The 25,727-nt window shown below is 60.1% G+C and carries 21 protein-coding genes and 1 rRNA gene (1 of these 22 running past the window's edge); 9 read left to right on the forward strand and 13 right to left on the reverse strand.

The window, feature by feature from the left end:
- Window positions 1-75: 75 nt before the first annotated feature.
- A complete protein-coding gene (locus L63ED372_RS00070; protein ID WP_062401592.1) occupies window positions 76-2,361 on the reverse strand; it encodes a TonB-dependent receptor in 2,286 nt (761 codons plus the stop codon).
- A gap of 363 nt (window positions 2,362-2,724) precedes the next feature.
- Here L63ED372_RS00070 and L63ED372_RS00075 point away from each other — a divergent pair, with 363 nt between their 5' ends.
- From L63ED372_RS00075 to L63ED372_RS00095, 5 genes are all read left to right on the forward strand, one after another.
- Window positions 2,725-3,405 (forward strand): energy transducer TonB, encoded by a 681-nt coding sequence (locus L63ED372_RS00075; RefSeq protein WP_062401595.1) that lies wholly within the window; start codon window positions 2,725-2,727, stop codon window positions 3,403-3,405.
- 135 nt (window positions 3,406-3,540) lie between these two features.
- A complete protein-coding gene (locus L63ED372_RS00080; protein WP_231624626.1) occupies window positions 3,541-4,266 on the forward strand; it encodes a MotA/TolQ/ExbB proton channel family protein in 726 nt (241 codons plus the stop codon).
- A 62-nt stretch (window positions 4,267-4,328) separates the two neighbouring features.
- Window positions 4,329-4,742, forward strand: a complete 414-nt coding sequence (locus tag L63ED372_RS00085) for an ExbD/TolR family protein (RefSeq protein ID WP_062401601.1) — start codon at window positions 4,329-4,331, stop codon at window positions 4,740-4,742.
- A gap of 11 nt (window positions 4,743-4,753) precedes the next feature.
- Window positions 4,754-5,179 carry an ExbD/TolR family protein gene (locus L63ED372_RS00090; protein ID WP_062401604.1) on the forward strand — a complete coding sequence of 142 codons (426 nt, stop codon included), beginning with the start codon at window positions 4,754-4,756 and terminating at the stop codon, window positions 5,177-5,179.
- Between the two features lie 114 nt (window positions 5,180-5,293).
- Window positions 5,294-6,328, forward strand: coding sequence for a LacI family DNA-binding transcriptional regulator (locus L63ED372_RS00095; RefSeq protein ID WP_062401607.1), 1,035 nt, complete (start codon window positions 5,294-5,296; stop codon window positions 6,326-6,328).
- Here L63ED372_RS00095 and L63ED372_RS00100 read toward each other — a convergent pair.
- Both L63ED372_RS00100 and L63ED372_RS00105 read right to left on the reverse strand, forming a co-directional pair.
- Complete coding sequence (locus L63ED372_RS00100) at window positions 6,311-6,745, reverse strand: hypothetical protein (protein ID WP_062401610.1); 435 nt, start codon at window positions 6,743-6,745, stop codon at window positions 6,311-6,313. The two genes, L63ED372_RS00095 and L63ED372_RS00100, sit on opposite strands and share 18 nt — an antisense overlap.
- Window positions 6,742-8,826, reverse strand: coding sequence for an ATP-dependent helicase (locus L63ED372_RS00105; RefSeq protein ID WP_062401614.1), 2,085 nt, complete (start codon window positions 8,824-8,826; stop codon window positions 6,742-6,744). The genes L63ED372_RS00100 and L63ED372_RS00105 overlap by 4 nt, the downstream gene beginning before the upstream one ends.
- Before the next feature lie 193 nt (window positions 8,827-9,019).
- Here L63ED372_RS00105 and L63ED372_RS00110 point away from each other — a divergent pair, with 193 nt between their 5' ends.
- Window positions 9,020-9,988 carry an AEC family transporter gene (locus L63ED372_RS00110; RefSeq protein WP_062401617.1) on the forward strand — a complete coding sequence of 323 codons (969 nt, stop codon included), beginning with the start codon at window positions 9,020-9,022 and terminating at the stop codon, window positions 9,986-9,988.
- Window positions 9,989-10,025: 37 nt separating this feature from the next.
- Here L63ED372_RS00110 and priA read toward each other — a convergent pair whose 3' ends face one another.
- Window positions 10,026-12,128, reverse strand: coding sequence for a replication restart helicase PriA (gene priA / locus L63ED372_RS00115; protein ID WP_062407441.1), 2,103 nt, complete (start codon window positions 12,126-12,128; stop codon window positions 10,026-10,028).
- Between the two features lie 121 nt (window positions 12,129-12,249).
- On the opposite strand from priA, the gene L63ED372_RS16295 reads away from it, so the two are divergent.
- Window positions 12,250-12,459 (forward strand): hypothetical protein, encoded by a 210-nt coding sequence (locus L63ED372_RS16295; RefSeq protein WP_156343516.1) that lies wholly within the window; start codon window positions 12,250-12,252, stop codon window positions 12,457-12,459.
- A 50-nt stretch (window positions 12,460-12,509) separates the two neighbouring features.
- Here L63ED372_RS16295 and hemE read toward each other — a convergent pair whose 3' ends face one another.
- On the reverse strand, window positions 12,510-13,625 hold the full coding sequence (hemE, locus tag L63ED372_RS00120; protein ID WP_062401620.1) for a uroporphyrinogen decarboxylase: 1,116 nt from the start codon (window positions 13,623-13,625) through the stop codon (window positions 12,510-12,512).
- An 85-nt stretch (window positions 13,626-13,710) separates the two neighbouring features.
- Window positions 13,711-16,068: a protein-disulfide reductase DsbD family protein gene (locus L63ED372_RS00125; protein ID WP_231624513.1), complete on the reverse strand. Its 2,358-nt coding sequence runs from the start codon at window positions 16,066-16,068 to the stop codon at window positions 13,711-13,713.
- Between the two features lie 97 nt (window positions 16,069-16,165).
- On the opposite strand from L63ED372_RS00125, the gene L63ED372_RS00130 reads away from it, so the two are divergent.
- Complete coding sequence (locus L63ED372_RS00130; RefSeq protein ID WP_062407444.1) at window positions 16,166-17,005, forward strand: creatininase family protein; 840 nt, start codon at window positions 16,166-16,168, stop codon at window positions 17,003-17,005.
- Window positions 17,006-17,023: 18 nt separating this feature from the next.
- On the opposite strand, the gene L63ED372_RS00135 is transcribed toward L63ED372_RS00130, so the two are convergent.
- The 7 genes from L63ED372_RS00135 to L63ED372_RS00165 form a co-directional block, all read right to left on the reverse strand.
- Window positions 17,024-18,190, reverse strand: a complete 1,167-nt coding sequence (locus tag L63ED372_RS00135) for a hypothetical protein (RefSeq protein WP_082431534.1) — start codon at window positions 18,188-18,190, stop codon at window positions 17,024-17,026.
- 76 nt (window positions 18,191-18,266) lie between these two features.
- Window positions 18,267-18,941, reverse strand: coding sequence for a histidine phosphatase family protein (locus L63ED372_RS00140; RefSeq protein WP_062401623.1), 675 nt, complete (start codon window positions 18,939-18,941; stop codon window positions 18,267-18,269).
- Window positions 18,942-18,990: 49 nt separating this feature from the next.
- Complete coding sequence (locus tag L63ED372_RS00145) at window positions 18,991-19,914, reverse strand: PhzF family phenazine biosynthesis protein (RefSeq protein ID WP_062401626.1); 924 nt, start codon at window positions 19,912-19,914, stop codon at window positions 18,991-18,993.
- A 23-nt stretch (window positions 19,915-19,937) separates the two neighbouring features.
- Window positions 19,938-21,122 carry an aminotransferase-like domain-containing protein gene (locus tag L63ED372_RS00150; protein ID WP_062401629.1) on the reverse strand — a complete coding sequence of 395 codons (1,185 nt, stop codon included), beginning with the start codon at window positions 21,120-21,122 and terminating at the stop codon, window positions 19,938-19,940.
- Between the two features lie 22 nt (window positions 21,123-21,144).
- A complete protein-coding gene (locus tag L63ED372_RS00155) occupies window positions 21,145-22,062 on the reverse strand; it encodes a DMT family transporter (protein WP_062401632.1) in 918 nt (305 codons plus the stop codon).
- Between the two features lie 7 nt (window positions 22,063-22,069).
- Window positions 22,070-22,687, reverse strand: a complete 618-nt coding sequence (locus tag L63ED372_RS00160) for a LysE family translocator (RefSeq protein ID WP_062401636.1) — start codon at window positions 22,685-22,687, stop codon at window positions 22,070-22,072.
- Between the two features lie 63 nt (window positions 22,688-22,750).
- Complete coding sequence (locus L63ED372_RS00165; protein ID WP_062401639.1) at window positions 22,751-24,655, reverse strand: ATP-binding cassette domain-containing protein; 1,905 nt, start codon at window positions 24,653-24,655, stop codon at window positions 22,751-22,753.
- 450 nt (window positions 24,656-25,105) lie between these two features.
- Here L63ED372_RS00165 and L63ED372_RS00170 point away from each other — a divergent pair.
- A 16S ribosomal RNA gene (locus tag L63ED372_RS00170) occupies window positions 25,106-25,727 on the forward strand; it runs 911 nt beyond the window's last position.

A 25,727-nucleotide genomic window follows, 5' to 3' on the forward strand; every position in this document is an offset into this window, starting at 1 on the left:
GCAAATTGACCCCAAAAAAAAGACCACCCGAAGGTGGTCTTTGAATTGTTTAACCTTGCTGTAATTGAAGTGGTGTCAGAACTGGTATTTCAAACCCACTTTGGCTGAACGACCGTTGATGGAGCGAGCGGCCATGCGACCATCGTTGATCTCGGTGTAGCCCAGCGTGTTGGTCAGGTTGTAAACACCCAAAGAAGCGATCAAATCCTTGCTGATCGTGTAATTGGCGAAAGCGTTGACGACCGTGTAAGCAGGCAATGTGGCTTCAAAGGGGGTGCCCTGTGCGTCCTTGGCGCTGGAAGAGCCCACGATGGCCGCGCCCACAGTGACTGCGCCAGATGAGTAAGTGGGGCTCAACTGGTACACCACTTTGGCTTGACGGTTGGGGGTCAGGCCGCTGCTGACAATTTTGGCATCGGTGACAGTGACGCCGCCGTTGATGCGGAACGACCCCATCTTGTAACCGGCTTCGAGTTCGATACCGGAGGCATCGTACTTGTTGGCGGTGCTCTTTTGGGTTGTCGCGTCGAAGTTGCTTTCGTCGGTCTTGGCCTTGAACACGGTGATGAAGGTGCTCAAATTCCCTTGACGCATTTTGACACCACCTTCGTACTGCTGAACGGTGTTGATCGGGACAACGCCAGCACCACCGGCCATGGGCACAGCGGCTGAACCGAACATGATGCGGTCGGCATTGAACGCGACGCCTTCGCTGATGCGAGCAAACACAGCCATGTCTTTGTTCAGCTGGTAGTTGGCTCCAAAGGAGTAAGACGTGTTGTTCTTCTTGTAGTTGATGGTTTTGGCGTTGCCTGGACGGAACTCGTTGTTAACAGCTTGGTTGTAGGAGCCGGTGGCCACTTGACTGTCTTGACGGACGCTGCCATCCAGCGCCCATGGACCTTTTTCCCAACCCACCACTGCGTAGGGCGATGTGGTGTTGTAGGTCGCGTCGATTGCGCGTGTGCAGCAACCACCCCATACATCAGAGCCCAAGGCCGTGGCACCGTAGCTGTTGGTGCTGCTGTTGGCCAGCAGAGCTGGATTGTTGTCGGTGGCTTGCATCAAGTATTGGTTGAAGTTCCAGGTCAAACCGACTTTTTGAACATTCAGGAACAAGCCAAAGGTCGTGTTGATTTTGGCACCATCGGCTTGAGCGAAAGATTTGCTCAACTTGACGTCATTGGTCGTGCTGCCCATGTCATCCATGGAGGTGTTGAACACGGTATTGGTGAATGCATTGCCGGTGTAGCTTTGGCCGGCTTTCGGGCCTGTGGCGTATGTGGTGCCTGCTGCGGCGGGGGCGACATCGTCAGCAGGGAACAAGCCAATGAAACGGCCACTCATGTTGGAGTGACGGAACTTCTCGCTCATTTTCCAGCCGTTGGCCAATTTCAATTCGGCTTCAACGCCAAAGGAATTTTGTTTGACACGCAGACCATCGTTCACATCGGTGTTGGTGAATGTGTTGTCTTTGGTCAGGGTGCGATCTTTCACCCAGTATGGTGAATACATACTGGCAACTCGGGGATCGATGCCGGGCAATTCACTGACTTTGCCGTTGGCGATGCGAACGGGGACGGGCATGTACAGGGGACTTTGGTCATCCAAAGATTTGAAATTCAAGCGAACAAAGCCGTTGTCCAATTCTTGGGTGATGTTGGCCTTGATTTGACCGCCTTGCTTGCTGTTGCCTGTGGCATTGCGAGGACCTTCGCCATTGTGGGTGTAGCCACCCACAAAGAAACGTGTTTTGTCGCTGAGCTTGCCGCTGTAGTCGAAGTCAAGGCGTTTTTCGTTGTAATTCAAGCCTGTGGTGATGCCAATGCTGCCACCTGGCTCATCACCGGTTTTGCTGATGAAGTTGATGATGCCGCCGGGCGCGTTGGTTGCCAAGGTCGAAGCGGAGCCTCCACGAACCACTTCAAGGCTTTCAACGGAGTTGTCAGCGCGAAGGAACATGTCTGGGGTGGAAAAAGCCACATCGCCAAACAGCATGACGGGCAAGCCATCTTCTTGGAATTGAACATAGCGGGATCCGCCAGCCGAGATGGGCAAACCACGCACGGTGACGTTGGCGTTACCACCACCACCGCTGGATTCTGCGCGGATACCGGGGATGGAGCGCAGGATGTCCGAGGCATTGGTGGGTTGGCCTTGCAGGATCTGTTCAGAAGCGACCGTTGAAATGGAGCTCGACTGCTTCATTTTGCTGGCGCCTGTGGCGGTGCCTGTGACGACAACTTCGTCCAATTTCAGGGTGTCATTGTTGCTTTGCGCATGGGCCACGCTCAGCTGAAAAATGGCGAGCGCAGCGGCTGCCGCCACTTGGGTGGGGGTGGCAATTTTACGGATGGTCATTGAGTGGTCTCCAAAATATTGAAACGATTGCAAGCACCCACAATGGACTTTTGCAATGAATGATCCAGGGTGTCACAAACAAGAGTCACACGATGGATAAATGACATTTTGATAATCTATGAAAACGATTGCAATCATCGTTTACGAAATCTTTTCATGGGAGAGGCTGGGTTTGCGAAGCATTTACCTCTAGAAACAGCCAAAAACTAGGACTTTCCCTAATGTGTAAGATGAGCAACATTCGTGAGATCTCCAGGATTTTTGAGGGGGCTGGTATTTTCCCTAGGTATCATCAAAGTTGAATTGTGAGTATCATGCAAACGATTGCATAAAGAAAATTTTAATACAAGGAGAATTGAAACAATGGACGATTACGCCAGCCGGCAAAGAAAGCCGACCAAGCACCTGATCGGGTTCGGGCTGGTGGTGGTATTGCATCTTTTGTTCTTTTGGGCCATCAGCTCGGGCTTGGCCCGCACTGTTGTCAAAAAGATCCAGGGTCCGGTTGAGGCGGTCCTGCTGGAAGATACCAAGCCGGATATCCCGCCGCCACCGCCACCGCCACCGCCGCCCAAAAATGCACCTCCACCACCGCCACCAGCCTATGTCCCGCCGGTGGATGTTCAAGTGACCAATGCGGCGCCATCAGCGAATGCGATTGCAGCGGTCTCCGCTGTTCCGCCACCTGCACCCGTGGCGCCCACACCTGCGCCAGCACCCGTTGCACCAGCACCTGCACCAGCACCTGTTGTCAAAGCTGAGCCCGTGCGAGTTGCAGCGGTGGTCAACTCAGCCAATTGCGAAAAGCCCGATTACCCCAGCGCGTCCCGTCGTCTGGAAGAGGCGGGCACAGTGACACTGCGGTTCCTCGTGGGTGTGGATGGCAAAGTCATCCAGGCCGAGGTGGAGAAATCTTCAGGCTTTAAACGTCTGGATGAAGCGGCCAGAGCCGGTTTGTCGCGCTGCGCCTTCAAGCCTGCCACCGTCGATGGCAAACCTGAGCAAGGTTGGGCCACCATGAAATACACCTGGCGACTGGAATGATCCAGCCGCATAGTTCAAACATCCAATAAACGTCAGTTCATCCATTCAGAGGAGTCCCTCCCCATGTTCAAACCATCTTGCAAACACATCTCTATCGCCACTGTCATTGCCACGTTGATGGCGGCGGGATCGGCCATGGCACAAGCGGCAGATGCGGCCGCAGCCGCCTCCGCCCCCGTGGTCGCCGCAGCGGCCGCAGCCGCAGAAGAAAATCCCTACGGCCTGAGTGCTTTGTGGGCACAAGGCGATGCTGTTGCGAAAGGCACTCTGCTGATTTTGGTATTGATGAGCATGGCTTCTTGGTATGTCATCTTCACCAAATACGCAGAGCAATCCAAATTGAACAAGCAAGCTAAAGCCGCACAAGAAAGCTTCTGGTCCGCCAACACGGTTGAGCAGGGCAAAGACACTTTGCAAGAAGGTTCGGCCTTCCGCTTCATTGCCGAGAAGGGTCTGGAGGGCGCTTCTAAGCACACCGGTTTGCTGGGCGCAGTGGACTTCAACGAGTGGGTGACCATGAGCATCCAGCGTGCCATTGGCAATGTGCAAAGCCGCATGCAAGACGGCTTGGCGGTCTTGGCCACTGTGGGGTCCACAGCGCCCTTTGTGGGCTTGTTCGGTACCGTGTGGGGCATTTACCACGCGCTGGTCAAGATCGGCATCTCTGGCCAGGCCTCGATTGACAAGGTCGCTGGTCCTGTGGGTGAGGCCTTGATCATGACCGCCATCGGTTTGGCTGTGGCGGTGCCTGCTGTGCTCGGCTACAACTGGTTGGTGCGTCGTAACAAGGCCGTGATGGAACAAGTCAACGCGTTTGGCTCTGACTTGCACGCTGTTTTGTTGGGTTCCGCTAAGAAGTAAACCCCTTCGTTAAGGGATCGCCTGCACAACAGCGGTCCTGACCGATCACAGAAGGAGCCAACATGGCCATGAACGTAGGCGAAGCCGATGACGAGATCATCGGCACCATCAACACCACACCCTTGGTGGATGTGATGCTGGTGCTCTTGATCATCTTCTTGATCACCATCCCTGTGGTGACCACCTCTGTCAAGGTGGACTTGCCCAAAGAAAAGAACGTGGTGCGCGAGACCAAGCCCGAAAACGTGATCATCTCAGTGGACAAGGCCGGCACCATCTATCTGTATGACACCAAGATCAAGAACAGCAATGATCTGATTGAGCGCATGAAGAAATTCTCGGTGATGAAACCTCAACCCGAGGTGCAGATCCGGGGCGACGGCCAAAGTGATTTCGAGTCGGTGGGCCGCGTGATGTACGCGGTTCAGCGTGCAGGCATCACCAAAGTCGGCTTCATCACCGAGCCCGGTAACTGAAGGAGCAGAGCATGGGAATGAACGTAGGAACGAGTTCCAGCGACGAGCCAGAAGTCATGATCGACATGAACACCACACCTTTGATTGACGTGATGTTGGTGTTGTTGATCATGTTGATCATCACGATCCCGGCGCAGCTGCATTCGGTGAATCTGGACATGCCGGTGCCGACCAATGCGCCCAAGAAGGCCGATCCGGTGGTGATCAAAATCGATGTGGATGCGGCCAGCGTGATCAATTGGAATGGCACACCCGTCACCCGATCAGAACTGGAAGCGAAGCTGGCTGAAGCATCAGCGCAGCAGCCGCAACCTGAATTGCACATTCGCTCTCATGCGAAAGCGAAATACGAAGCGGCTGCGGCCGTGATGGCCAATGCACAGCGCATGGGCTTGACCAAATTGGGCATTGTTGGCTCGGAGCAGTTTGCCAACTAAAGACGCTCCATCAAGTTGTTCAGTGTGTTTCTTCCAAGGAAACCTTATGCCCCTACCCTCGTGGGTAGGGGCGTTTTTTTGATTTAACATGGATTGAACTTTGAGAGACCTTGAATGGCAAAAGCAGAACCAGAAAAGCGCAAGATCCAAATGGCCGATATCGCCCGTTTGGCGGGTGTGTCGACGGCAACCGTTTCCCGAGCCCTCAATGGCAGCTCGTTGATCAACGAAGAAACGCGCTTGCGCATCATTGAGTTGGCTCGATCGCTCAACTACACCATCAATCTGGGTGCGCAAAATTTGCGCAAAGGCGACAACACCACGATCGGGGTGGTGATCCCCTACGACTCGGCGAATCGGCAAAGCATTTCCGATCCATTTTTTCTGGGCATGCTCGGTAGCTTGGCGGATGCGCTGACCGACCGCCAATATGACATGCTGCTGTCCCGTGTCGATGCAGACCATCTGGACCGTGTCTCAGCGCTGTACGACTCGGGTCGGGTGGGCGGCATCATTGTGATTGGCCAATGGGGCCACCACGACCAACTCAATGAATTGGCACGACAGCGCCTGCCTTTTGTGGCTTGGGGGGCGCAGTTGCCCAATCAGTTGTATTGCAGTGTGGGCGGTGACAACGCCAGCGGTGGACAGTTGGCCGCAGAACATTTATTGGGATTGGGTCGCCAGCGCATCGCATTCATGGGTGAGAGGTCCTTGCCAGAACCCGAAAAACGGTACGCGGGCTATCAGAAAGCGTTGCGCAAGGCCGGCATGAAAATGGACCCGGCTTTGTACATTCCTTCGTCTTTCGCCCCCCTTGCAGCACAAGACGCTTTGCGCATGCACCTGGACCGTCATGGCCTGAACTTTGATGCCTTGGTGGCGGCCAGTGACTTGATCGCCATCAGCGCTTTGGGCGTGTTGCGCGAAAGGGGTTACCGAGTTCCCGAAGATGTGAGTGTGGTGGGCTATGACGATGTCGAGCCTGCTGCCCACAGCTTCCCTCCCTTGACGACGGTGCGTCAGCCCTTGGATTTGGCCGGTGTTCACCTGGTCGACAGTTTGCTGCGCATCATGGCAGGTGAAAAACCCGAATCTGATTTGTTGCCGACCAAGTTGGTGGTCCGTGAATCAACGAAGGCGGTTTGAACGAATCACAAATGGTTGAGGTGGTCGCTTGGCGTCACCCATTTGCCGCTCGCCTGTGATGGACCAATCGCAGTGCTGCACTTGCATCTCTCCCAGCCAAGTGGCCGCGATGCGCTGGCCGTCGTGTGACTCTTCCAGGGTGAAATCCCGCCCGTCCAGGTCAGCCACCACGGGGTAGCGCAGCGCCCCTTGTGTGAGTTCACCACGCAGGCTGCCCTGGTGCTCGGGGTGCGGGCCGAGTTGCAGTGACCAGTGAGTGCCTGCGCTGTCCAGTTTTACCGTCCAAACGCCGTGCAGTTGTTCGGGCTTGAGGTCGGCAGCCGACGGGCAAGCGGGCGGCAAGTTGGTGCAGCCCGCCAGGACAAAAAGTGCGGCCATGCTGGTGATGGCCCAAAGACGCTGGTGATGTGTGCTCATGTTTTGGCCTGTGCAGCCGCTGCCGTCGACGCGGCAGCGCGTTGGGCAAATTCGGCCCGCAGCGCTTTGAGTTTTTCGCGCGGGTCTTCTTTGGTGGTGTTTTCGTCCAGCCGCATTTCGGCGATGAAGCGGCTGGGCAGTGCGGCCACGGTTTCGCGGCCTTTTTTGCGGCGTTTGGTCCAGCTCACAGCCAGACTGCGCTGGGCGCGGGTGATGCCCACGTACATCAGGCGGCGCTCTTCTTGCAGGCGCAGCATGATGCCTTCCTGGCTGGCGCCTTCGGTGGTGTTGTCGTCGCCCAGTTTGAAAGGCAGCAAGCCCTCGTTCACGCCCACCAGGGTCACATGCGGCCACTCCAGACCTTTGGAGGCGTGCAAGGTGGACAGCGTGACCACGTTCTGGTCTTTCTCGCGCTCGCTCAGCGTGGAAATCAGCGAGATGGTCTGCGCCACCTCGAGCAGGTTTTTGGTCTCGGTCGTTTCGGCCCCGGTGGCGTCCTCGATCTCGCCACCGCAACGCCCGGCCATCCAGTCGCAAAACTCCAGCACATTGGTCCAGCGGGCCGAGGCCACTTTTTCGTTGTCCTCGCCGTCGTACAGGTGCGACTCGTAGCCAATCTCCTGGAGCCATTCGAGCAAAAACGCCAGCGCCGCCTCTTTGCCCAGGGTTTGGCGTGCACGGTACTCGAGGTCGTTGATGTAGCGGCCAAACTCGTGCAGACCCGTCACGGCGCGGGCATTCACGGCGCTGGGCAGGCTGCCCGCAAACAGGGCCTCGAACAGGCTCAACTTGTATTGCGTGGCAAAGGTGCCCAGCTGGCCCAGTGTCTGGTGGCCAATGCCACGTTTGGGGCTGGTGATGGCGCGCAAAAATGCCGGGTCGTCGTCGTTGTTGATCCATAGGCGAAACCAGGCGCACAGGTCCTTGATCTCGGCTTTGTCAAAAAAGCTCTGCCCGCCCGAGACCTTGTAGGGAATGTTGGCGCGGCGCAGCGCTTGCTCAAAGGGACGCGCCATGTGGTTGGCCCGGTACAGGATGGCAAAGTCCTTGAACTCGCGGTGCTTGGACGGGTTGAGCTGACCACCGCGAATCGACTGGATGCGGGCAATGGCCCGGTCGGCCTCGTGCTCTTCGTTCACGGCATCGACCACGCGCACCGGCTCGCCCTCACCCAGTTCCGAAAACAGCGTTTTGGGAAACAGCTTGGGGTTGGGCTGGATCACGTTGTTGGCCGCACGCAAGATGGCGCTGGTGGAGCGGTAGTTTTGCTCCAGCTTGATGACTTTCAAATTTGGAAAGTCCACTGGCAAGCGCTTCAAGTTGTCGAGCGTCGCGCCGCGCCAGCCGTAAATCGACTGGTCGTCGTCGCCCACCGCCGTGAAGCGGGCCCGCTCGCCCACCAGGTGTTTCAGCACCTCGTATTGCGTGGCGTTGGTGTCTTGGTATTCGTCCACCAGCACATGGCCCATATTGGCTTGCCAGCGCTCGCGCACTTCGGGGTAGTCGGCCAGCAGTTTCAGAGGCATGCCAATCAGGTCGTCAAAGTCCACGCTTTGGTAGGCCGTCAGCCGCTCTTGGTACAGCGCCATGATGCGGGCAATCACGCGGGCGTTGTCGTCAGGCGCTTGGGCCGCGGCCTGCTCGGCATTCAGGCCCATGTTCTTCCACAGGCTGATGGTCCATTGCCACTGGCGGGCGGTGGCCGCGTCGGTGGTGCCCCCGCAATCTTTCAAGATGCTGGTCACATCGTCCGCGTCCATGATGCTGAACTGTGGCTTGAGCCCCAACACCTGCCCGTCTTCGCGCATGATGCGCACACCCAAGGCGTGGAAGGTGCACACCGTCACATCCTTGGCCGCCTTGCCAATCAAATCTTTGGCACGCTCGCGCATCTCGGCCGCGGCCTTGTTGGTGAAGGTGATGGCGGCGATGCGCTTGGGCTCCAGCCCGGCTTCGATCAGGCGCCCGATTTTGTGCGTGATCACCCGCGTCTTGCCCGAACCCGCTCCAGCCAACACCAGGCAAGGGCCGGAGACATAGTTCACGGCTTCGAGTTGGGCGTTGTTGAGTCCGGCTGACATGGGCAGGTGTGGCGATCAGGGCAAAGCGGGCCATCATAGCGGTGTTGCGCCTGGCCACCCGCTTGGTGGCGCCATCACGGCCTGCGAAGACCGCTGTGATGTGGCCTTGGCGCTGGCCTCGCCTGTCCGGGCTGCGACTGCCGGCCACTGACTGCGACAGAGGCGTCTACTGGTTTACCCCGACAATCGGAGCATGCTTGAAATTTTGCGTGTCACCTTCCCCTTCTTTGCCCTGGTCTTGTGCGGTTACGTGGCGGCTCGGCTGCGGCTCTTGCCACTGGAGGCCATTCCTGGCCTGAATGGCTTTGTGCTGTTTTTTGCCCTGCCCTGCATGTTGTTCCGTTTTGGGGCCGACACGCCGATTGCCCAGTTGCTCGACGCCGGGGTGTTTTTCACGTATTTGTTTTGCGCCTTGGTGATCGTGGCGTTCAGCATCGCCATCAGCCTCAATGCCAGCATCCGCTGGAACGATGCGTCGTTGGGGGCGTTGGTGGCGGCCTTTCCGAACACAGGCTTTATGGGTGTGCCCTTGCTGGTGGCTTTGCTTGGGGCGCAGGCGGTGGGGCCAGCCATCGTGACCATCGTGGTCGATCTGGTGATCACCTCCTCGCTGTGTGTGGCCTTGTCGCGCATGGACGCGGCCGGGCAGCATGGTGCGGCGGTGGCCGCCCGCAAGGCGCTGGCCGGGGTGCTGCGCAACCCCATGCCCTGGGCCATCAGCCTGGGCGCCGCGTTTTCGTTCTGGAGCTTGGAGTTGATCGGTCCGGTGAACAAGACCGTGAGCCTGCTGGCCGATGCGGCTTCGCCTGTGGCGCTGTTCACCATCGGTGCGGTGCTGGCCCGCTCGCAAATGCTGGCGCACGAGCGCCCTGATGGGCCTTTGCGCAGCGCCGATTACCTGCCCATTGCGCTGATCAAGTTGGTGCTGCACCCGGTGCTGGTGCTGCTGGTCGGTTTGACGGCCATTCAGTGGGGTGTGCCGATCGAGCCCTTTGCCCTGCAGGTGATGGTGCTGGTTGCTGCCTTGCCCAGCGCCAGCAATGTGTCACTGCTGGCCGAGCGATTGGGGGCGGACAACGGGCGCATCGCCCGCATCATTTTGGTGACCACGGCAGCGGCGTTCTTGACCTTCTCGGGGGCGGTGGCGTTTTTCAAGATGTGAACGCCGCCGATGGGGGCCAAGCGGGGCTCAGAAGGCTTCAGATGGCCTGAGGGTCCACGTCCACCAGCCAGCGGATCACGCCTTTGTGCTCGGGTTGGCTGCGCATTTGGTGCAGCACGCCGTGCAAGTGCCACAGCATTTTTTGCAGCGCCATGCGGTTCGGACTTTCCAGCAGCATTTGGGCACGTTCCACATCGGCCACACGCTGCATGCTCATGGGCACGGCCGGATACACACTCACCTGCAACACCAAGTCGGCGGTTTCGGGATCGGCACTCAGTTGCGCCTCCAAGGTTTCGCGGGCCGCATTCAACAGCGCTTGGGCGGCTTCTTGGCTGCGAGCGTCGGCCCGCAGCAGGGCTTGGTGGCTGATGGGGGGCAGGTCGGCGGCGGTACGCTCGGCCAACTCGCTCGCCGCAAAGGCCGGGTAGTCGTGTTGTTTGAGCGCCTCGAACAGGGCGTGAGTGGGGTGAAAGGTCTGCACCCACATCTCACTCGTGGCGCTTTGGGCGGCGTCGCGCCCGGCACGGCCTGCCGCCTGCATGAGCAGCGCAAACAAGCGCTCAGGCGCCCGAAAGTCGCTCGAAAACAGCGCGGTGTCGGGGTTGACCGCCGCCACCAAGGTGATACGCCGAAAGTCGTGCCCTTTGGCGATCATTTGGGTGCCTACCAGCACATCCACTTCGCCCGAATGCACCTGGGCCAATTGGCTCTCCAGGGCGCCTTTGAGGCGGGTGGTGTCGGCGTCGATGCGGGCAATGCGCACGGGGGTGCCGTCGGGGCGCAAGACATGGGCCAGCAATTCGCCCAGGTGTTCTTCGAGCTGCTCCGTGCCGCGGCCAATCGGGGCGATGTCGGCGTTGCCGCATTCAGGACAGGCGCGGGGGACGCGTTCGGTCAGGCCGCAGTGGTGGCAGCGCAGGGTGCGGTCAATTTTGTGGAACACCCGGAACGCGCTGCAGTGCTTGCATTCGCTTTTCCAGCCGCAGTCGGCGCAGTGCAGCACGGGCGCATAGCCTCGGCGGTTGAGCAGCAGCATGCATTGCTCGCCACGTTCCACCCGCTCCTGGATGGCGGCCACCAGCGGGGCCGACAAGATGGTGCGGCGCGGTTGTTTGTTCATGTCGACCCGGCGCACCTTGGGCAGCAGGCCGGTGCCAATGCGGGAGGGCATCAACAGGCGTTGGTAGCGTCCACCGGGGTCTTCGGCATGGGCTGGGCGGCTGTGGTGCCAGCTCTCGAGCGACGGTGTGGCCGAAGCCAGCAGCACCTGGGCATTTTGCAAACGCCCACGGTAGACCGCCAGATCGCGGGCGGAGTAGCGTGCGCCTTCTTGTTGTTTGTAGCTGGGGTCGTGTTCTTCGTCGACCACGATCAGCTTCAGGTGCGGCATGGACGCAAAGATGGCCATGCGCGTGCCCAGCACGATGCGGGCGTGGCCCGCGTGCGCGGCCAGCCAGGCTTTGAGGCGCTGGGCGGGCGTCATGCCGCTGTGCATGGACACCACCGCCTCAGAGCCAAAACGGGCCCGCACCCGTTCTTCGAGTTGGGGCGTGAGGTTGATCTCGGGCACCATGATCAAGGCTTGGGCCTGCGGGTCGGTCGCCAGCATGCGTTCCACGGCTTGCAAATACACCTCGGTCTTGCCGCTGCCGGTGCTGCCAAACAGCAAAAACGGCCCGCTGCCTGAGGCCATTTGGTCCAGCACGGCGCTTTGTTCTGGAGAGAGGGCCGGGCCGGGCGTGGTTTGCACCGCCCGCTCGGTGTTTTGTTTTTTCAGGCGACGCGCCAGTTGTTCGCTGGTCAAGTCGCGCAGTTGCGGCGGCAAGGCCGACAGGGCCACTTCGCCCAGCGAGCGCTGGTAGTACTGGGCCGAAAACTGCACCAATTGCCGCCAGGCGTCACCCAACGGGGGCAGATCTTGCAGGACGCTGGAGACATCGCGCACCGATGAAGGCGGCAAGTCCGGAGCGGCAGAGGAAACCGACCACACCACGCCCAACAAGTCGCGCCGCCCCAGCGGCACCCGCACCAGTTGCCCGGGCTGCAGGGCCTGTTGGCTGCGGTAGCTCAGCAGCCCACCTACCTGGCTGTGGGCAGGCGTTTGAAGGGCAATTTCAATCCAAAGTGGTTCAGTCAGAGTCAATGTGATTCGAACAAATTTAGAAATTTTGATGGTTAGGTGAAGTCTTGAAAGCGGAGCTAAGTGCTTGATTTTTAAGTGCTTTGCGGGTCATCCAGAAAATCTGTGGATAACTTTGTTGAAAACTCGTCACCAAGGCCGCGAAAGCCTTAAAAATCAAGGCTTTTGCTGGATTGCTCATCAGATGGGCATTGAAAATTACATCAATAAAATCAATGACTTAGCTCGCACCCATGTCGGACTGATTCATAAGGGTGTGGAGAAATTTCCAAAAGTCGAAGGACCAAATTTTGTGCATAAGTCAAGAGGAGAAGCCGATTTTTTTTGAAAATATTCCGACTTGTTTGTTGTTTTTATGCCTGCTGAGGCCTTCGGTTTTCAGACGCCCTGACGCAGCTTGCGCGAATGGCTGTGTACCGCCTCCACCAGCGCCGTCACATGTTCGGGCGGGGTGTATTGGCTGATGCCGTGGCCCAGGTTGAAGATGTGTGTGGGGCCTGTGGTTGAGCGGTCGGTGTGCGGCGTGCCAAAGCTGTCCAGCACCCGGTGCACTTCGGTCGCGATCTGCGCGGGCGGGGCAAACAAGATGTTCGGGTCGATGTTGCCTTGCAGCGCTTTGCCCGTGCCGCCGACTTGGCCGCCCACGAGTGCGCGGGCACGGCCCAGGTTCATGGTCCAGTCCAGGCCCAGCACGTCGCAGTTCAGGCCCGCCATCTCGGGCAGCCACAGGCCCCCGCCCTTGGTGAAGACGATGCTGGGGATGCGCTGGCCGTTGTGCTCGGTCTTCAGTTGCGAGAGGACGCGTGCGGTGTAGGCCATGCTGAACTGCTGGAAAGCCCCATCGGCCAGCACGCCGCCCCAGCTGTCGAAAATCATGGCCGCTTGGGCACCCGCTTCGATTTGGGTGTTCAGGTACAGGGCCACGGCATCTGCGTTGATCTCCAAAATGCGGTGCATCAGGTCCGGACGGCTGTACATCAAGGTCTTCACATGCCGGTAGTCGTCAGAGCCCGCACCCTCGACCATGTAGCACGCCAGCGTCCAGGGGCTGCCGGAAAAACCGATCAAGGGCACACGGCCGTTGAGTGCCTTGCGGATGCTGGTGACCGCATCGAACACATAGCGCAGCTTGTTCATGTCGGGCACGGCGAGGTCTGCCACAGCCGCTTCGTCGCGCACATTCTTGGCAAAGCGCGGGCCTTCGCCTTGTGCAAACGACAGGCCCAGGCCCATGGCGTCGGGCACGGTGAGGATGTCACTGAACAAGATGGAGGCGTCGAGCGGGTAACGGTCCAGGGGCTGCAGCGTCACTTCGGTGGCGTAATCCACGTTGGTGGCCAGGCCCATGAAGCTGCCGGCCTTGGCGCGGGTGGCGCAGTACTCGGGCAAATACCGCCCAGCTTGGCGCATGAGCCAGACGGGGGTGTGGTCGGTGGCCTGGCGCAGGCAAGCACGCAGGAAGGTGTCGTTTTGGAGGGGGGCAAAAGAGCGCATGCCCTTATTGTGGCAGGCCGCGAACGCAGATCGACGGCGGCTCTTTCAGGGCTATGCGCGACACAGCTGCGCTTCAACAGGGGGCTTAACGGGCCGGTAGGCCTTGAAGGGCGCTTTGCACTTCGGCCACGCTGGGCAGCTCCGACAAGAGCACGGGTGCACGGCCGGGGGCGTACAAGGCATAGACCGGCACGCCGCTGCGGCCCAGTGCCGTGAGCGCCTGCGTGATCGCCGGGTCGCGCCGGGTCCAGTCGGCCCGCATCAGCACCACTTGTCTGGCCGCAAAGTCGGCCAACACGCGGGTATCGGCCAGCGTGGTTTTTTTGTTGTACTGGCAAGTCACGCACCAGGCGGCGGTGAAATCCACAAACACCGGGCGGTCAGCGGCCAGCTGGGCCTGCACGGCCGCTTCGGACCAAGCCTGCCAAGTGGCCGCGTTGTCGCTGGACAAGGTGTCGGGTGCGGTTTGGCGGGTGCTTGCTATCGCGTCTGTCGGTGCTTCTCGCAAAGCCTGTGGCAACCAACTGCTGCCCATCCACAGCAAGGCGGCCAGGGCCAAGCCGCTCAACACCCAGCGGGTGCGGCCGCTCAAACCCAGCGCCCACACCAGCCAGGCGACCGTGAGCAGCCCAGCCAGCAGGCTGCTCGCCCCGTCGATGCCGGTTTGTTGGCCCAGCACCCAGATCAACCAAATGACGGTGGCAAACATTGGAAACGCCATGGCTTGACGGAAAGTCTCCATCCAGGCCCCGGGGCGCGGCAGGGCGCGGGCGATACCCGGCCACCAGCTCGCCGCCAGATAGGGCGCAGCCATTCCAACGCCCATGGCGGCAAACACCAGCAATGCTTGCCACACGGGCAGCGCAATCGCCAGGCCCAGCGAGGCCCCCATGAAGGGCGCGGTGCAGGGTGAGGCCACGGCCACGGCCAGCACGCCCGACAAACCGGCATTCACCGTCGGGTGGCGGCTTTGCAGCGTGGCGAGGCTGCTGGGCAGCATCTGCCCAAATTCAAAAACACCCGCCAAGTTCAGACCCAGCAGGGTGAACAAAAGCGCGAGGCCCGCCACCACCGGGGGTGACTGCAATTGAAAGCCCCAGCCCAGTTGCTCGCCCGCAGCCCGCAAGGCCAGCATCAGGCCACCCAACAGCATGAACGACAGCACCACACCCACGGTGTAAGCCATGCCTGCCGCGCGGTGTTGGGTCTGAGAGGAGTCGGTCTGCGCAAAACCAATCACTTTGATGGCCAAGACCGGGAACACGCAGGGCATGAGGTTGAGCAAGAACCCGCCCACCAAGGCCCCCAAAACGGCCAGCGTCAGGCCCAAAGCGGTGGTGCTGGAGGCCGCTGGTTTTTGTGCGGCGCTGGCGTTCTCTGCCAGAGCTTTGGCCAAGGCGGGCGAAATCTCAGCGGGCGCGGCTTGGGTCAGCGCGGGCCAAACGCCTTGCACAGGCGTTTCGATGTCAAAAGCTGGGGCTTTGGGGGCAGACTCGGGCCCCACCGCGATCACCCAGCGCATCGATTTTGGGCTGTCGCCACGTTCTTCAGACACCGGAATCTGGGCGCTCCAAACCGCGCCTTGCCAGCTTTGTGTCCAGTCTTTGCCCTGCACGGCCGCGTTGTGCACCACATTGGGGGTGACCGGGAAGGCGCTCAAAGTCTGGCCACGCCAGCCCACAGGCAGGCCGTGCACGCGCAGGTTGATCTGCTTGGTGTCAGCGGACAAGGTGGCTTGGCCGCCCGTAATCCAAGTGCCGCCTTGTTGCAGCTGTGCCATGGGCTTGGGGCTGAGCTTTTGCGCCGCTTCAAACCCAGCCGCGTGGGTTTTGGGGGGCGCGGCAGAGGCCAGCTTCAAGCTGAAGCGGCCTTCTTGGGGGATGCACTCCTGGCGGCACACCAGCCATTCGGCCTGCAAGCCTAGGGTCATTGGCCCATTGTCCGGGAAGCGAAAGTCCGCCCCCACCGACACGGGCACGGGCAGCAGCAAACGGCCTTCGTAGCCATAGTTGGCCAAGGTGCCGATGGGAAATTTTTTGGGCAGAGGCCAATGAATGTCACCCGCTTGCAAGCCTGCAGGCAGCTGCCACTGAAGCCGAGTGGGCAAGCCCGAGTCGCCGGGGTTTTGCCAATAGGTGTGCCAGTCAGGCTGGTGCTCGATCTGCAGACCCAACCAAAACGTTTGTCCAGCCCGAATGCCCTCAGGGGCGTGCACCCGCAATTCGGCCCGCACCTGTTCGGTGTTGATCACATGGGGGTCACCGCCGAGCAAGGCGTCCGTGCCTGAGGTGCTGGCGGGGGCGGACTTGTTCGAAAACAGCGTGCCGGTCTGAGCTTGGCCGGGCAGCGGTGCCCACAAAATGGCGCTCAGGCCCAGCCCCGCCAGAACCAAGCCCCAGCTTTTAACAGTGGCCCAGCCACGCGAGAACACGGAAACTTTCACGCCAATCCTTCTTTCTGACCACCAGCGCCTCGGGCGGGGGGCTTCATCACAGTGCGAGAAGCACTTTACACGCCCGGGCTCCATTAAGATGCCGAACATGCAAAACCCTTCGCGTTTTTGGGCCGACTGGACCACCCTCGATTTTCAGGCCTTGGCACCAAGCCGCGCCATCGATCGGGTCATCGCCATCTTGCCCGTGGCCGCCACCGAGCAACACGGCCCGCACCTGCCACTGTCGGTGGACACCGAGTTGGTCAACGGCGTGGTGGCGGCTTGCTTGCCGCACTTGCCTGCCGAATTGCCGGCCTTGTTTTTGCCCACCCAAACGGTGGGCCTGAGCCCTGAGCATGCGCGTTTTGCAGGCACCTTGACGCTCAAGGCCGAAACCGTGATCCGTTTGTGGACCGACATCGGCGAGTCTGTGGCGGCCAGTGGTGTGAAAAAGCTGGTGCTGCTCAACGCCCACGGCGGACAAGTGAGTGTGATGGACATCGTGGCGCGGGATTTGCGGGCCCGGCAGGGCATGCTGGTCTACAGCGTGAGCTGGTTCAATTTGCCGCTTCGCGATGCGCAAGGCGACGATGTGAACGCGTTGTTTCCGCCCGAAGAGCACCGCTTTGGTGTGCACGCGGGGGACACCGAAACCTCGATGATGCTGGCGCTGCGACCCGAGCGTGTGCGCATGAACTTGGCGCAAAACTTCCGCTCCACTTCGCAAGACCGCGCTGAGCGCTTCGAGATTCTGGGCAACGGCAAAAGCGCCAAGCTGGGTTGGCAAATGCAGGACTACAACCGTCAAGGCGCGGCGGGCAATGCGGCCGCTGCCACTGCCGACAAAGGTCAAGCTTTGTTGGATGTTTCAGGGCGGGCCTTGGCGCAGCTGTTGGTTGAAATTGACCAATTGCCCCCTGACACACTCACCGACCAAGTGGGCTGAGCCCAAGCTGCCCGTTCGTCAGAAGCGAGGCAGCACCAAATCGCAGTGCTCGCGGCTCACGTTTTTGGGGTATTCGCGGGTGGTGTCGATGCATCCGCCTTCGGCATAAACACCTTTGGGATCGCGCATGCGCAGCATGCGCTCCAGCACACGGGCTCGGGCTTCGGGGTTGGCTTGGGTTTGTGCCACCAAGCGTTCTACCACCGACTCGTCCATCTGCAACTCGCCATGGGCATCGGTGTAGACACCGTCTTTCCAGTGGAAAATTTCAATGGCTTTGGATTCGAGGGTGAACGGCGCTTCCCGTTTCCAGAAATTGCTGAACAGGCCTCCGCCCATGTACATGACCCAAGAGCCTTCGTAGCCGGTGACGTCGGAGGAGCGCTCGTCGGGGTTGCGAAACCACAGTCGATCGCCCGGGACATAAAAACGGGCGGGCAGGGGTACCTCCATGCTGCCGTACTCGATGAGGAACACCTCGTGGAACTGGCCCGAACGCACCGCGTGGCGTTCGTTGAGTTGCTGCAACTCGTCCAACAATGCGGGGTGGTGAGCCTGTAACTCTTGCGCGATGCCCAGCAAGATCACGTATTCGGTGGCGCGGTAGCATGAGAAGTCGTACAGCTTGCCGGTGGCCTCGGGTTGTGTGGCGGCGATCAGTGCGTTGATCAGAGGGCGACCGTGGTGCAGGATGAAACCGGGCTCTTCTTCGTAGTGCCAATCGGCTTCGGGGCGTTCGGCCGCTTCGGTTTTGAAGGCCAGAGCCGTCAAACGTGCGGCCAAGGCCATGTTGCGTCTGACCCGAACGTGCGACTTCAGAGACGCCAGGTCATGGAAAACAAAGCGATGGGGTGAGCCCAACAGGGCTACCCAGATTTCACGCTCCAAAGCCCAAGCCTCATTCTCAGCAGAAGGGTTGACGGCCCCTAAGCTGCGTCGCAAATTCAGGCTGTTGTGCCCGGGCATGTGGGTTTGCTGAAATTCGGGCCGCAAGCTGGCCTTCAAGGCCACCGTGCCATCTTCCAAGGGCACACTGAGGGTTTGAACTGCCGACTCAAGTCCCCATTCCCGCAGGTCCGCGCTCAGTTGTGCACCCCATCGATCGGCCTGATCGGCAGGTGTGCGGGAGAGCTCAATGCCGCCTTCCAATGTCTGGAGGGCAAGCCAGGCGGTCGAACAATTCATGCCGTCTATTTTGCCCCTGTCGTTGAAAGGTTTTTCCTAGGGATTACACCCAATTCTTATGGGGAAAATTGGCGTTTCAAGCGAAAGTGACCCAGTCTTTGTGCGCGTCGCTGTCCAGGTGCGGCAGGGTGTTGTAGGTCAGCAGCATGTGGCGCTTGGGGGTGAACACGAACTCGGTCAGCGCCGTGTTGCGGATGCGCAGGTTCAGCTCGATGGTGGTCTCGGGCGGGGTGCCCAGCACGCGGCCTACGGCCGTCGAGATGGGGCCACCACTGGAGACGATCATCACGTCACCCCTGTGGTTTTGCCGCACATGGTCGAGCGCGGCCTCGATGCCGCCCACAAAGTCGGCATAACTGGGCATGTCACGCGGCTGTGTGCGTCCGGCCATCCAGGCCTGCAAGGCGTCGCGCAGCAGGCGAAAGTGGTGGCGGTACAGCTCGGGCGTGTCGGGCTTGGCCAACGGCTCGGGGTGGATGGACTCGATCAACGCGTGGCTGTCGTATTCGTTCAGACCCGGCCAGACCGCGGGGATGTGTGGCAAACCCGCGCCCTCGGCAATGCCTTCCCAAGTTTGGCGGTGGCGCTTCAAACTGCCCATCATCACGGCCTCGATGGGTTGGCCTTGAAGTTTGGGCCGCAGGTATTCGCCCAAGCGAACGGCTTGTTGCCGGCCCAGCGGGCTGAGTTGATCGTAGTCATCGGCCCCGAAAGAGGCTTGTCCGTGGCGGACCAGATAGAGGGTTCCCATGGGCTGCGATTGTGCGCAGCCCAAGGCTTTTCGCCTGTCGCTGGGGTGATCAGAGGGTGACGGTGCCCTTGATACAGCCCACCACATCCCCACCCACCCAGACTTGGCCGCTTTCGTCTTGTGACAAAAAAACCTGACCGGCGCGGCCCAGCGCGGTGCCCTGGCGGGCGCTGTAGCGGGTGGGCATGTGGCCTTCGGCCATCAGCCATTGGGCCAGCGACGCGTTCAGGCTGCCAGTGACCGGGTCTTCGGCGATGCCCACCGGGGCGGCAAAGGCGCGTACTTCCAGATCGGTGGGGTCGTTGGTGATGCGGGTGGAGGACGCAAAAGCGCGGGCCTCGCGGTTGGCGCGGCGGATGAGGCCGTCAGCGCTGCCCCTTCTTTTGGCCGCCACACCGACCTTGGTGTTCAGGCGTTTGAGCGCCGCGTGGTCCGGCTCCAGCGCGAGCAGACTGTCCACCGAGTCGATCAAGATGCCCATCCAGTGCGGGCCGTTGTTCAGGTCTTGCGCGGCCAGCACCTCGTCGGCGTGCAGGCCCAGTGCCGCCAACACCTCGGCCAGCAGGGCTGGCGCTGGGGTCTGGCGTTGCAAGGGCGGGGCTGCGAAAGCCCAGCGGCCATCCACCGATGTCAAGCTGACCAGACCCACGCCACATTCCTGCACCAGTTGACCGCTTTGCCGGGGCTGGCCGCCAGCCTTCAACCAAGCGTGGGCTGTGCCCAGTGTCGGGTGGCCTGCAAACGGCAGCTCAGCGCCGGGTGTGAAGATGCGCACCCGGTAATCGGCCCTGCCCGCAGCCCCTTCGGGCGTGGGCGGCAGCACAAAGGTGGTTTCGCTCAGCTGGGTCCAACGGGCAAAGGCCTGCATTTGCGCGTCACTCAGGCCTTCGCCGTCCAGCACCACGGCCAGCGGGTTGCCCAGAAAGGCCGTGTCGGTGAAGACGTCGACTTGTTGGAATGCGCGGGTTTTCATGGCTTTGTCCTGAGTCGTGTGGATCAGAGCGATTCGCGGATCGCTGCCGCCAATGCGCTCATGCCGATGTTGATCTGGTCCACTGTGGCGGTCACAAAGGACAGGCGCAGGGTGCTTTCATCCGCACCTTCGGCGTAGAAAGCCGAGCCGGGCACAAAGGCCACGCCTTTTTCCACGGCTTTGTCCAGCAAAGGAATCGCCTTGAGGCCCTTGGGTAGTTGCACCCACAAAAACATGCCACCCACCGGTCGATTCCAGCTCAGGCCCAGGCCCGCCATTTCGCGGTCGAGCGCGGCCAGCATGGCTTCGCACTGCTGCTTGTACAGGGCGCGGATGGTGGGCACATGGCGATCAATGAAGCCGTCTTTGAGCACTTCAGCGACTACGCGCTGGTTGAAGCTGGGCGTGTGCAGGTCGGCCGCTTGTTTGGCTTGCAAGAGCTTGGGGTAGAGCGCCGTGGGCGCGACCAAATAACCCAGACGCAGGCCGGGGGCCAGGATTTTGGAAAAAGAACCCAAGTACACGCTGCCTTCGGGATGGCGCGAGCTGAGCGAGGGCGCGGGCGGCGCGTCAAACCACAGGTCGCCGTAGGGGTTGTCTTCGATGATCGGCAAGCCAGACTCGACAGCCACCTGCGCCACGGCGGCGCGGCGCTCTTCGGTCATGGTGCGGCCCGTGGGGTTCTGGAAGTTGGGCAGCAGATAGACAAAGCGGGCTTTGTCGGCCCCGGTGCCCACTTTGGCGCGCAGGTCATCCGCATCCACGCCATGGTCGTCGCTGTTCACCCCCACGGCCACAGGCTCCATGGGGGTGAAGGCTTGCAGTGCGCCCAGATAAGTAGGGGTCTCGACCAGAATGCGGCTGCCGGCGTCGATCAGGATCTTGGCGACCAGGTCTAGGCCTTGCTGGCTGCCGGTGGTGATCAGCACTTGGTCGGGGCTGACGTTCATGCCCTGCTTGAGCAGGTCTTGGGCGACCCATTCGCGCAGCGGCGCATAGCCTTCGCTGGCGGCGTACTGCAAAGCGGCTTTGCCGTCATCTCTGAGCACGCGCTCGCTGGCTTCGCGCATGGCGTCGATCGGGAAAGTCTGCGGCGAGGGCAGGCCACCCGCAAAACTGATGATGCCGGGCTTTTCGGTGACTTTGAGAATCTCTCGGATCACCGAGGGGTTCATTTTTTCGGCGCGTTGGGCCAGTTTCCAGTTCATGTTGTGCTCCTCAATTTTTTGTTCAGTTCGATTTTGGGGTGTTGGCCATGCGCCGCCCCATGAAAACCGTGGCCACCACCAGCAGGGCAAAACCCAGGGTCATGGCATCCAGCGATTCTCCCAGCAAAGGCACGGCGGCCAGAATGCTGATGAAAGGTTGCAGCAATTGCAGCTGGCTCACGCGCAGCGGGCCGCCCAGCGACAGGCCGCGGAACCAGGCAAAAAAGCCCGCCCACATGGAAAACACGCCCACGTACAGCAAGGCTAGCCACGAGAGGGGCGCTATGGTTTGGTCGGGCCAAGTGAGCCAGGCCCCGGGCAGCGTGATGGGCAAGGCCATGACACACACCCAGCTGATGACTTTTTCTGCGCCCAAGCTGGCTGTGACCTTGGCGCCGGCGACATAGCCCAGGGATGCAGCCATCACTGCGCCCACGAGCAGGGTGTCGGCCCAGGTCAGGCCAAAGCCGTGACCTATTTGTGAGGCACGCAGCAGGCTGTAGACCGCCACCAAGGCGCTGCCCAAAGCGGCAAACACCCAAAACCCGAGGCGGGCGCGTTGGTGCATGAGCCAAGCGGCCGCCGCCGCCGTGGCCAGTGGCAACAAAGAGGTGATCACGGCCGCGTGGCTGGCCGTGACATGGCGCAGCGCCCAACCCAACAGCAATGGGTAACCGATCACATTGCCCATCAGCGAGAGCAGCAAAGGGCCGCGCTGCTCAGGGGTGGGCCGCGGTGCACGCACGGCCAGTAGGTAAATGAGCGACAGGCCTCCGGCCAACGCTGCTCGTGCCCAGGTCACAAACCAGGGTGACATTTGTGGTGCGTCCACCGTGCCTGTGGCCAGGCGCGTCATGGGCAAGGTCAGTCCAAAAATGAACACGCCCAGAAGCCCTAGCCAAAGCCCCAAGTTCTCGCGGTGTTGAGGGGTGTTGTTCATGCAGACATCAACCCGCGCTTTGGCGCAAGCCGTTCAAAATCCAAAAAGCGGTCGCCACCAGTGCCACCGACATGCAGCGGTTGAACATCAGCAAGCGGCGACCGTGCGCCAGCCAGTGTCGCAGCATCGAGCCTGCCACTGCGTAGGTCAGGTTGCTGAAAAAACCATAGGCCACCATGATGGGCAGCAACACCAGCGTGCGGGCTGTGGCGTCTTCGCGCCCGGCCACCCAACCCGCCACGATGGCCAAGGCCAGCATCCAGGCCTTGATGTTGAGGAATTGCAGGCCCACGCCCTGCACAAAGCCGACTTGCAGCTTGGCGCTGTCGGCCTGCTGCAAGCTGCCGCTTTGCCACAAACGCGAGGCCAGCCAGAGCAAATACCCCGTGCCCAGTGTCACGATGCCCCAGCGCAAAGGCGGAAAAGCCACCACCAAACCACCCAAGCCCGTGGCGCACAGCACGAACAAAATGCCCCAGCCGACGGGCACCGCGCACACAAAGCGCATGGCACGGCGCAGGCCATGGTTGGCGGCCATGGCGGTCGACAGTGTGGTGTTGGGCCCGGGCGTGAAGCTGCTCACGGTGGCCAGCACCAACAGGGCGCTGAGTTCTGAGGAGGTCATGCCTTTGAATGTAGAGCCAAAAGGCTACCGATCAGGTCGCCATTTGGACTTTGTCGCCGGCCATCAGCGGGCCGACAAGATTTCCCAGCGTTCCATGGCTGCCAGCAACACGTCGTCGATTTCGGTGTCGCGCTTGAACAGCTTCTGTGCCAGACCCGGGTCGCGCTGGTAAATGCTGCCGTCCGCCAATTGTGCGCGGGCCTCGGCTTGCTCTTTTTCCAGGGCTTCGATTTTGGCGGGCAACTCGGCCAACTCGCGTTGCTCTTTGTAGCTGAGCTTGCTGCGGGCTGCAGCGGTTGGGGCTGCTGCAGTGACAGGGGCTGCTGCGGCCGCTGGCGCTGATCCACTGCGCTGGGCGGCTTGAGCCCGGATGGCCTGGCTGCGTTGCGACTGCACCAGCCAGTCCTGCACCGAGCCTTCGTATTCGCGCCACAGACCCGGTTGGTCCGGGGCGCTTTCGCAGGCGATGATGCCGGTCACCACGTTGTCCATGAAGGCCCGGTCATGACTGACCAGAAATACGGTGCCTTCGTAGGTTTGCAGCAGCTCTTCAAGCAGCTCCAATGTTTCGATGTCCAGGTCGTTGGTCGGTTCGTCCAGCACCAGCACGTTGGCCGGACGTGCAAACAGGCGAGCCAGCAAGAGGCGGTTGCGCTCGCCGCCCGACAGGGAACGCACGGGCGAGGTGGCCCGCGCTGGCGAGAACAGGAAGTCACCTAAGTAGCTCTTGACGTGCTGACGTTTGTTCCCAATCTCGATCCACTCGCTGCCTGGGCTGATGAAGTCTTCCAGCGTGGCGTTCAGATCCAGGGCGTCGCGCATCTGATCAAAGTAGGCGACTTCCATCTTGGTGCCGCGGCGCACTTCGCCGCTGTCGGCTTCCAGTTCACCCAAAATAAGTTTGAGCAAGGTGGTTTTGCCGGCACCGTTGGGGCCCAGCAAGCCAATCTTGTCGCCCCGCAGCAAGGTGCCGGTGAACTTCTGAATGATGGTGCGCACCGAGCCATCGGGCTGGGTGAAGCTCTTGCTTACGTCCGTCAACTCGGCCACCAGCTTGCCGCTCGGCACCCCTGAGGCGACTTCCATTTTCACGTTGCCTACTTTTTCACGGCGGGCTGCGCGTTCACTGCGCAGGTTTTGCAGGCGCGTGATGCGGCTTTGACTGCGGGTGCGACGCGCTTCCACACCTTTACGAATCCACACTTCTTCTTGGGCCAGCAGTTTGTCGGCCTTGGCCTGAATCACCGCTTCTTGTGCAAGTTGCTCTTCTTTCTGCACTTGGTAGGCGGCATAGTTGCCGGGGTAAAGGCGCAGCTTGCCTCGGTCCAGTTCAACAATGCGGGTTGCAATGCGGTCCAGGAAAGCCCGGTCATGCGTGATGGCGATCACGCTGCCCTTGAAGTCAATCAGCAGGTCTTCCAGCCAGGTGATGGCGTTCAGGTCCAAGTGGTTGGTAGGCTCATCTAATAAGAGCACATCAGGACGAGTCACCAAAGCCTGCGCCAAGGCCACACGCTTGCGCATGCCGCCGGACAGCGATTGCACGATGGCGTTAGGGTCGAGTTGTAAGCGCTGAAGCGTCTCATCAAGGCGTTGCTCCCAGCCCCAGCCGTCGCGTGACTCAATTTGACTTTGCAGCGTATCGAGGTCACCCCGGCTGTGCGTGTAGTCGTCGATCCATTGCACCACTTCAGCCAAGCCTTCACGGACGGCTTCAAAGATGGTGTGCTCTGCAATCAAGAGCGGTTCCTGGGCGACATAAGCAATGCGAACGCCTTGTTGCAGATGCAAGTTGCCGTCGTCCGGGCGCTCCATGCCTGCCAGAATCTTGAGCAAGGACGACTTGCCCGTGCCGTTGCGACCAATCAAGCCGATGCGCTCGGACGTCTCCAGAGAGAAGTCGGCATGATCGAGGAGTGCGACGTGGCCAAAAGCCAAGGACGCGTTCAGTAGTGTGAGTAAAGCCATGGTCCCATTATCCGGGCCGGGCTGCACGAAATAGGGAAGATAGGTTCAAAAAACTTGTCAATCACCAAAAAACTGTGCCATAATCGAGGGCTTCGCTGCTCACAAGTGAGGTTTCAAAAGAAGCCAAGCAAGAGCGGCAAATGGGTTGATGAAAAGATCTTGGTGATCTAAGAAATTTTCAAAAACTTGACGCGGCGCTAAAAACTGTGTCATAATTCTAGGCTTCGCTGATCGCAGCGAGGCAAACGAAGCGGCTCTAAGCTGCTTGGGTTCTTTAAAAATATACAGCCGATAAGCGTGGGCGTTTGATGGTGATTGCCAAGTTCTTCGGAACTTAGCTTTAATTAGCTAACAAACGCTCATGAAGTAAAAAAGATGTGGAAATCAGAAATGGTTGCCACGTCGATTCCAATTTATGAGTTGGTCGAAAGACCGAAAAAAATCAAGATCGAACTATAGAGTTTGATCCTGGCTCAGATTGAACGCTGGCGGAATGCTTTACACATGCAAGTCGAACGGTAGAGGGGGCAACCCCTTGAGAGTGGCGAACGGGTGAGTAATATATCGGAACGTGCCCAGTCGTGGGGGATAACGTAGCGAAAGTTACGCTAATACCGCATACGATCTATGGATGAAAGCGGGGGACTCGCAAGAGCCTCGCGCGATTGGAGCGGCCGATATCAGATTAGGTAGTTGGTGGGGTAAAGGCTCACCAAGCCAACGATCTGTAGCTGGTCTGAGAGGACGACCAGCCACACTGGAACTGAGACACGGTCCAGACTCCTACGGGAGGCAGCAGTGGGGAATTTTGGACAATGGACGCAAGTCTGATCCAGCCATTCCGCGTGCAGGATGAAGGCCCTCGGGTTGTAAACTGCTTTTGTACGGAACGAAAAGGTTTCTCTTAATACGAGGAGCTCATGACGGTACCGTAAGAATAAGCACCGGCTAACTACGTGCCAGCAGCCGCGGTAATACGTAGGGTGCAAGCGTTAATCGGAATTACTGGGCGTAAAGCGTGCGCAGGCGGTTATGTAAGACAGAGGTGAAATCCCCGGGCTCAACCTGGGAA

Origin of the sequence: Limnohabitans sp. 63ED37-2, from assembly GCF_001412535.1 — a bacterium.
Taxonomy (GTDB): Bacteria; Pseudomonadota; Gammaproteobacteria; order Burkholderiales; family Burkholderiaceae_C; genus Limnohabitans_A.

Coding starts and splice junctions, on each gene's coding strand:
- hemE (WP_062401620.1), bottom strand. CDS start 13,625: ATGCGCTCTTTTGCCCCCCTCCAAAACGACACCTTCCTGCGTGCTTGC.
- L63ED372_RS00110 (WP_062401617.1), top strand. CDS start 9,020: ATGCTTGAAATTTTGCGTGTCACCTTCCCCTTCTTTGCCCTGGTCTTG.
- L63ED372_RS00150 (WP_062401629.1), bottom strand. CDS start 21,122: ATGAACTGGAAACTGGCCCAACGCGCCGAAAAAATGAACCCCTCGGTG.
- L63ED372_RS00105 (WP_062401614.1), bottom strand. CDS start 8,826: ATGTCAGCCGGACTCAACAACGCCCAACTCGAAGCCGTGAACTATGTC.
- L63ED372_RS00090 (WP_062401604.1), top strand. CDS start 4,754: ATGGGAATGAACGTAGGAACGAGTTCCAGCGACGAGCCAGAAGTCATG.
- L63ED372_RS00085 (WP_062401601.1), top strand. CDS start 4,329: ATGGCCATGAACGTAGGCGAAGCCGATGACGAGATCATCGGCACCATC.
- L63ED372_RS00095 (WP_062401607.1), top strand. CDS start 5,294: ATGGCAAAAGCAGAACCAGAAAAGCGCAAGATCCAAATGGCCGATATC.
- L63ED372_RS00140 (WP_062401623.1), bottom strand. CDS start 18,941: ATGGGAACCCTCTATCTGGTCCGCCACGGACAAGCCTCTTTCGGGGCC.
- L63ED372_RS00130 (WP_062407444.1), top strand. CDS start 16,166: ATGCAAAACCCTTCGCGTTTTTGGGCCGACTGGACCACCCTCGATTTT.
- L63ED372_RS00160 (WP_062401636.1), bottom strand. CDS start 22,687: ATGACCTCCTCAGAACTCAGCGCCCTGTTGGTGCTGGCCACCGTGAGC.
- L63ED372_RS00080 (WP_231624626.1), top strand. CDS start 3,541: ATGGCACAAGCGGCAGATGCGGCCGCAGCCGCCTCCGCCCCCGTGGTC.
- L63ED372_RS00135 (WP_082431534.1), bottom strand. CDS start 18,190: ATGAATTGTTCGACCGCCTGGCTTGCCCTCCAGACATTGGAAGGCGGC.
- L63ED372_RS00145 (WP_062401626.1), bottom strand. CDS start 19,914: ATGAAAACCCGCGCATTCCAACAAGTCGACGTCTTCACCGACACGGCC.
- L63ED372_RS00155 (WP_062401632.1), bottom strand. CDS start 22,062: ATGAACAACACCCCTCAACACCGCGAGAACTTGGGGCTTTGGCTAGGG.
- L63ED372_RS00165 (WP_062401639.1), bottom strand. CDS start 24,655: ATGGCTTTACTCACACTACTGAACGCGTCCTTGGCTTTTGGCCACGTC.
- L63ED372_RS00070 (WP_062401592.1), bottom strand. CDS start 2,361: ATGACCATCCGTAAAATTGCCACCCCCACCCAAGTGGCGGCAGCCGCT.
- L63ED372_RS00100 (WP_062401610.1), bottom strand. CDS start 6,745: ATGAGCACACATCACCAGCGTCTTTGGGCCATCACCAGCATGGCCGCA.
- L63ED372_RS00075 (WP_062401595.1), top strand. CDS start 2,725: ATGGACGATTACGCCAGCCGGCAAAGAAAGCCGACCAAGCACCTGATC.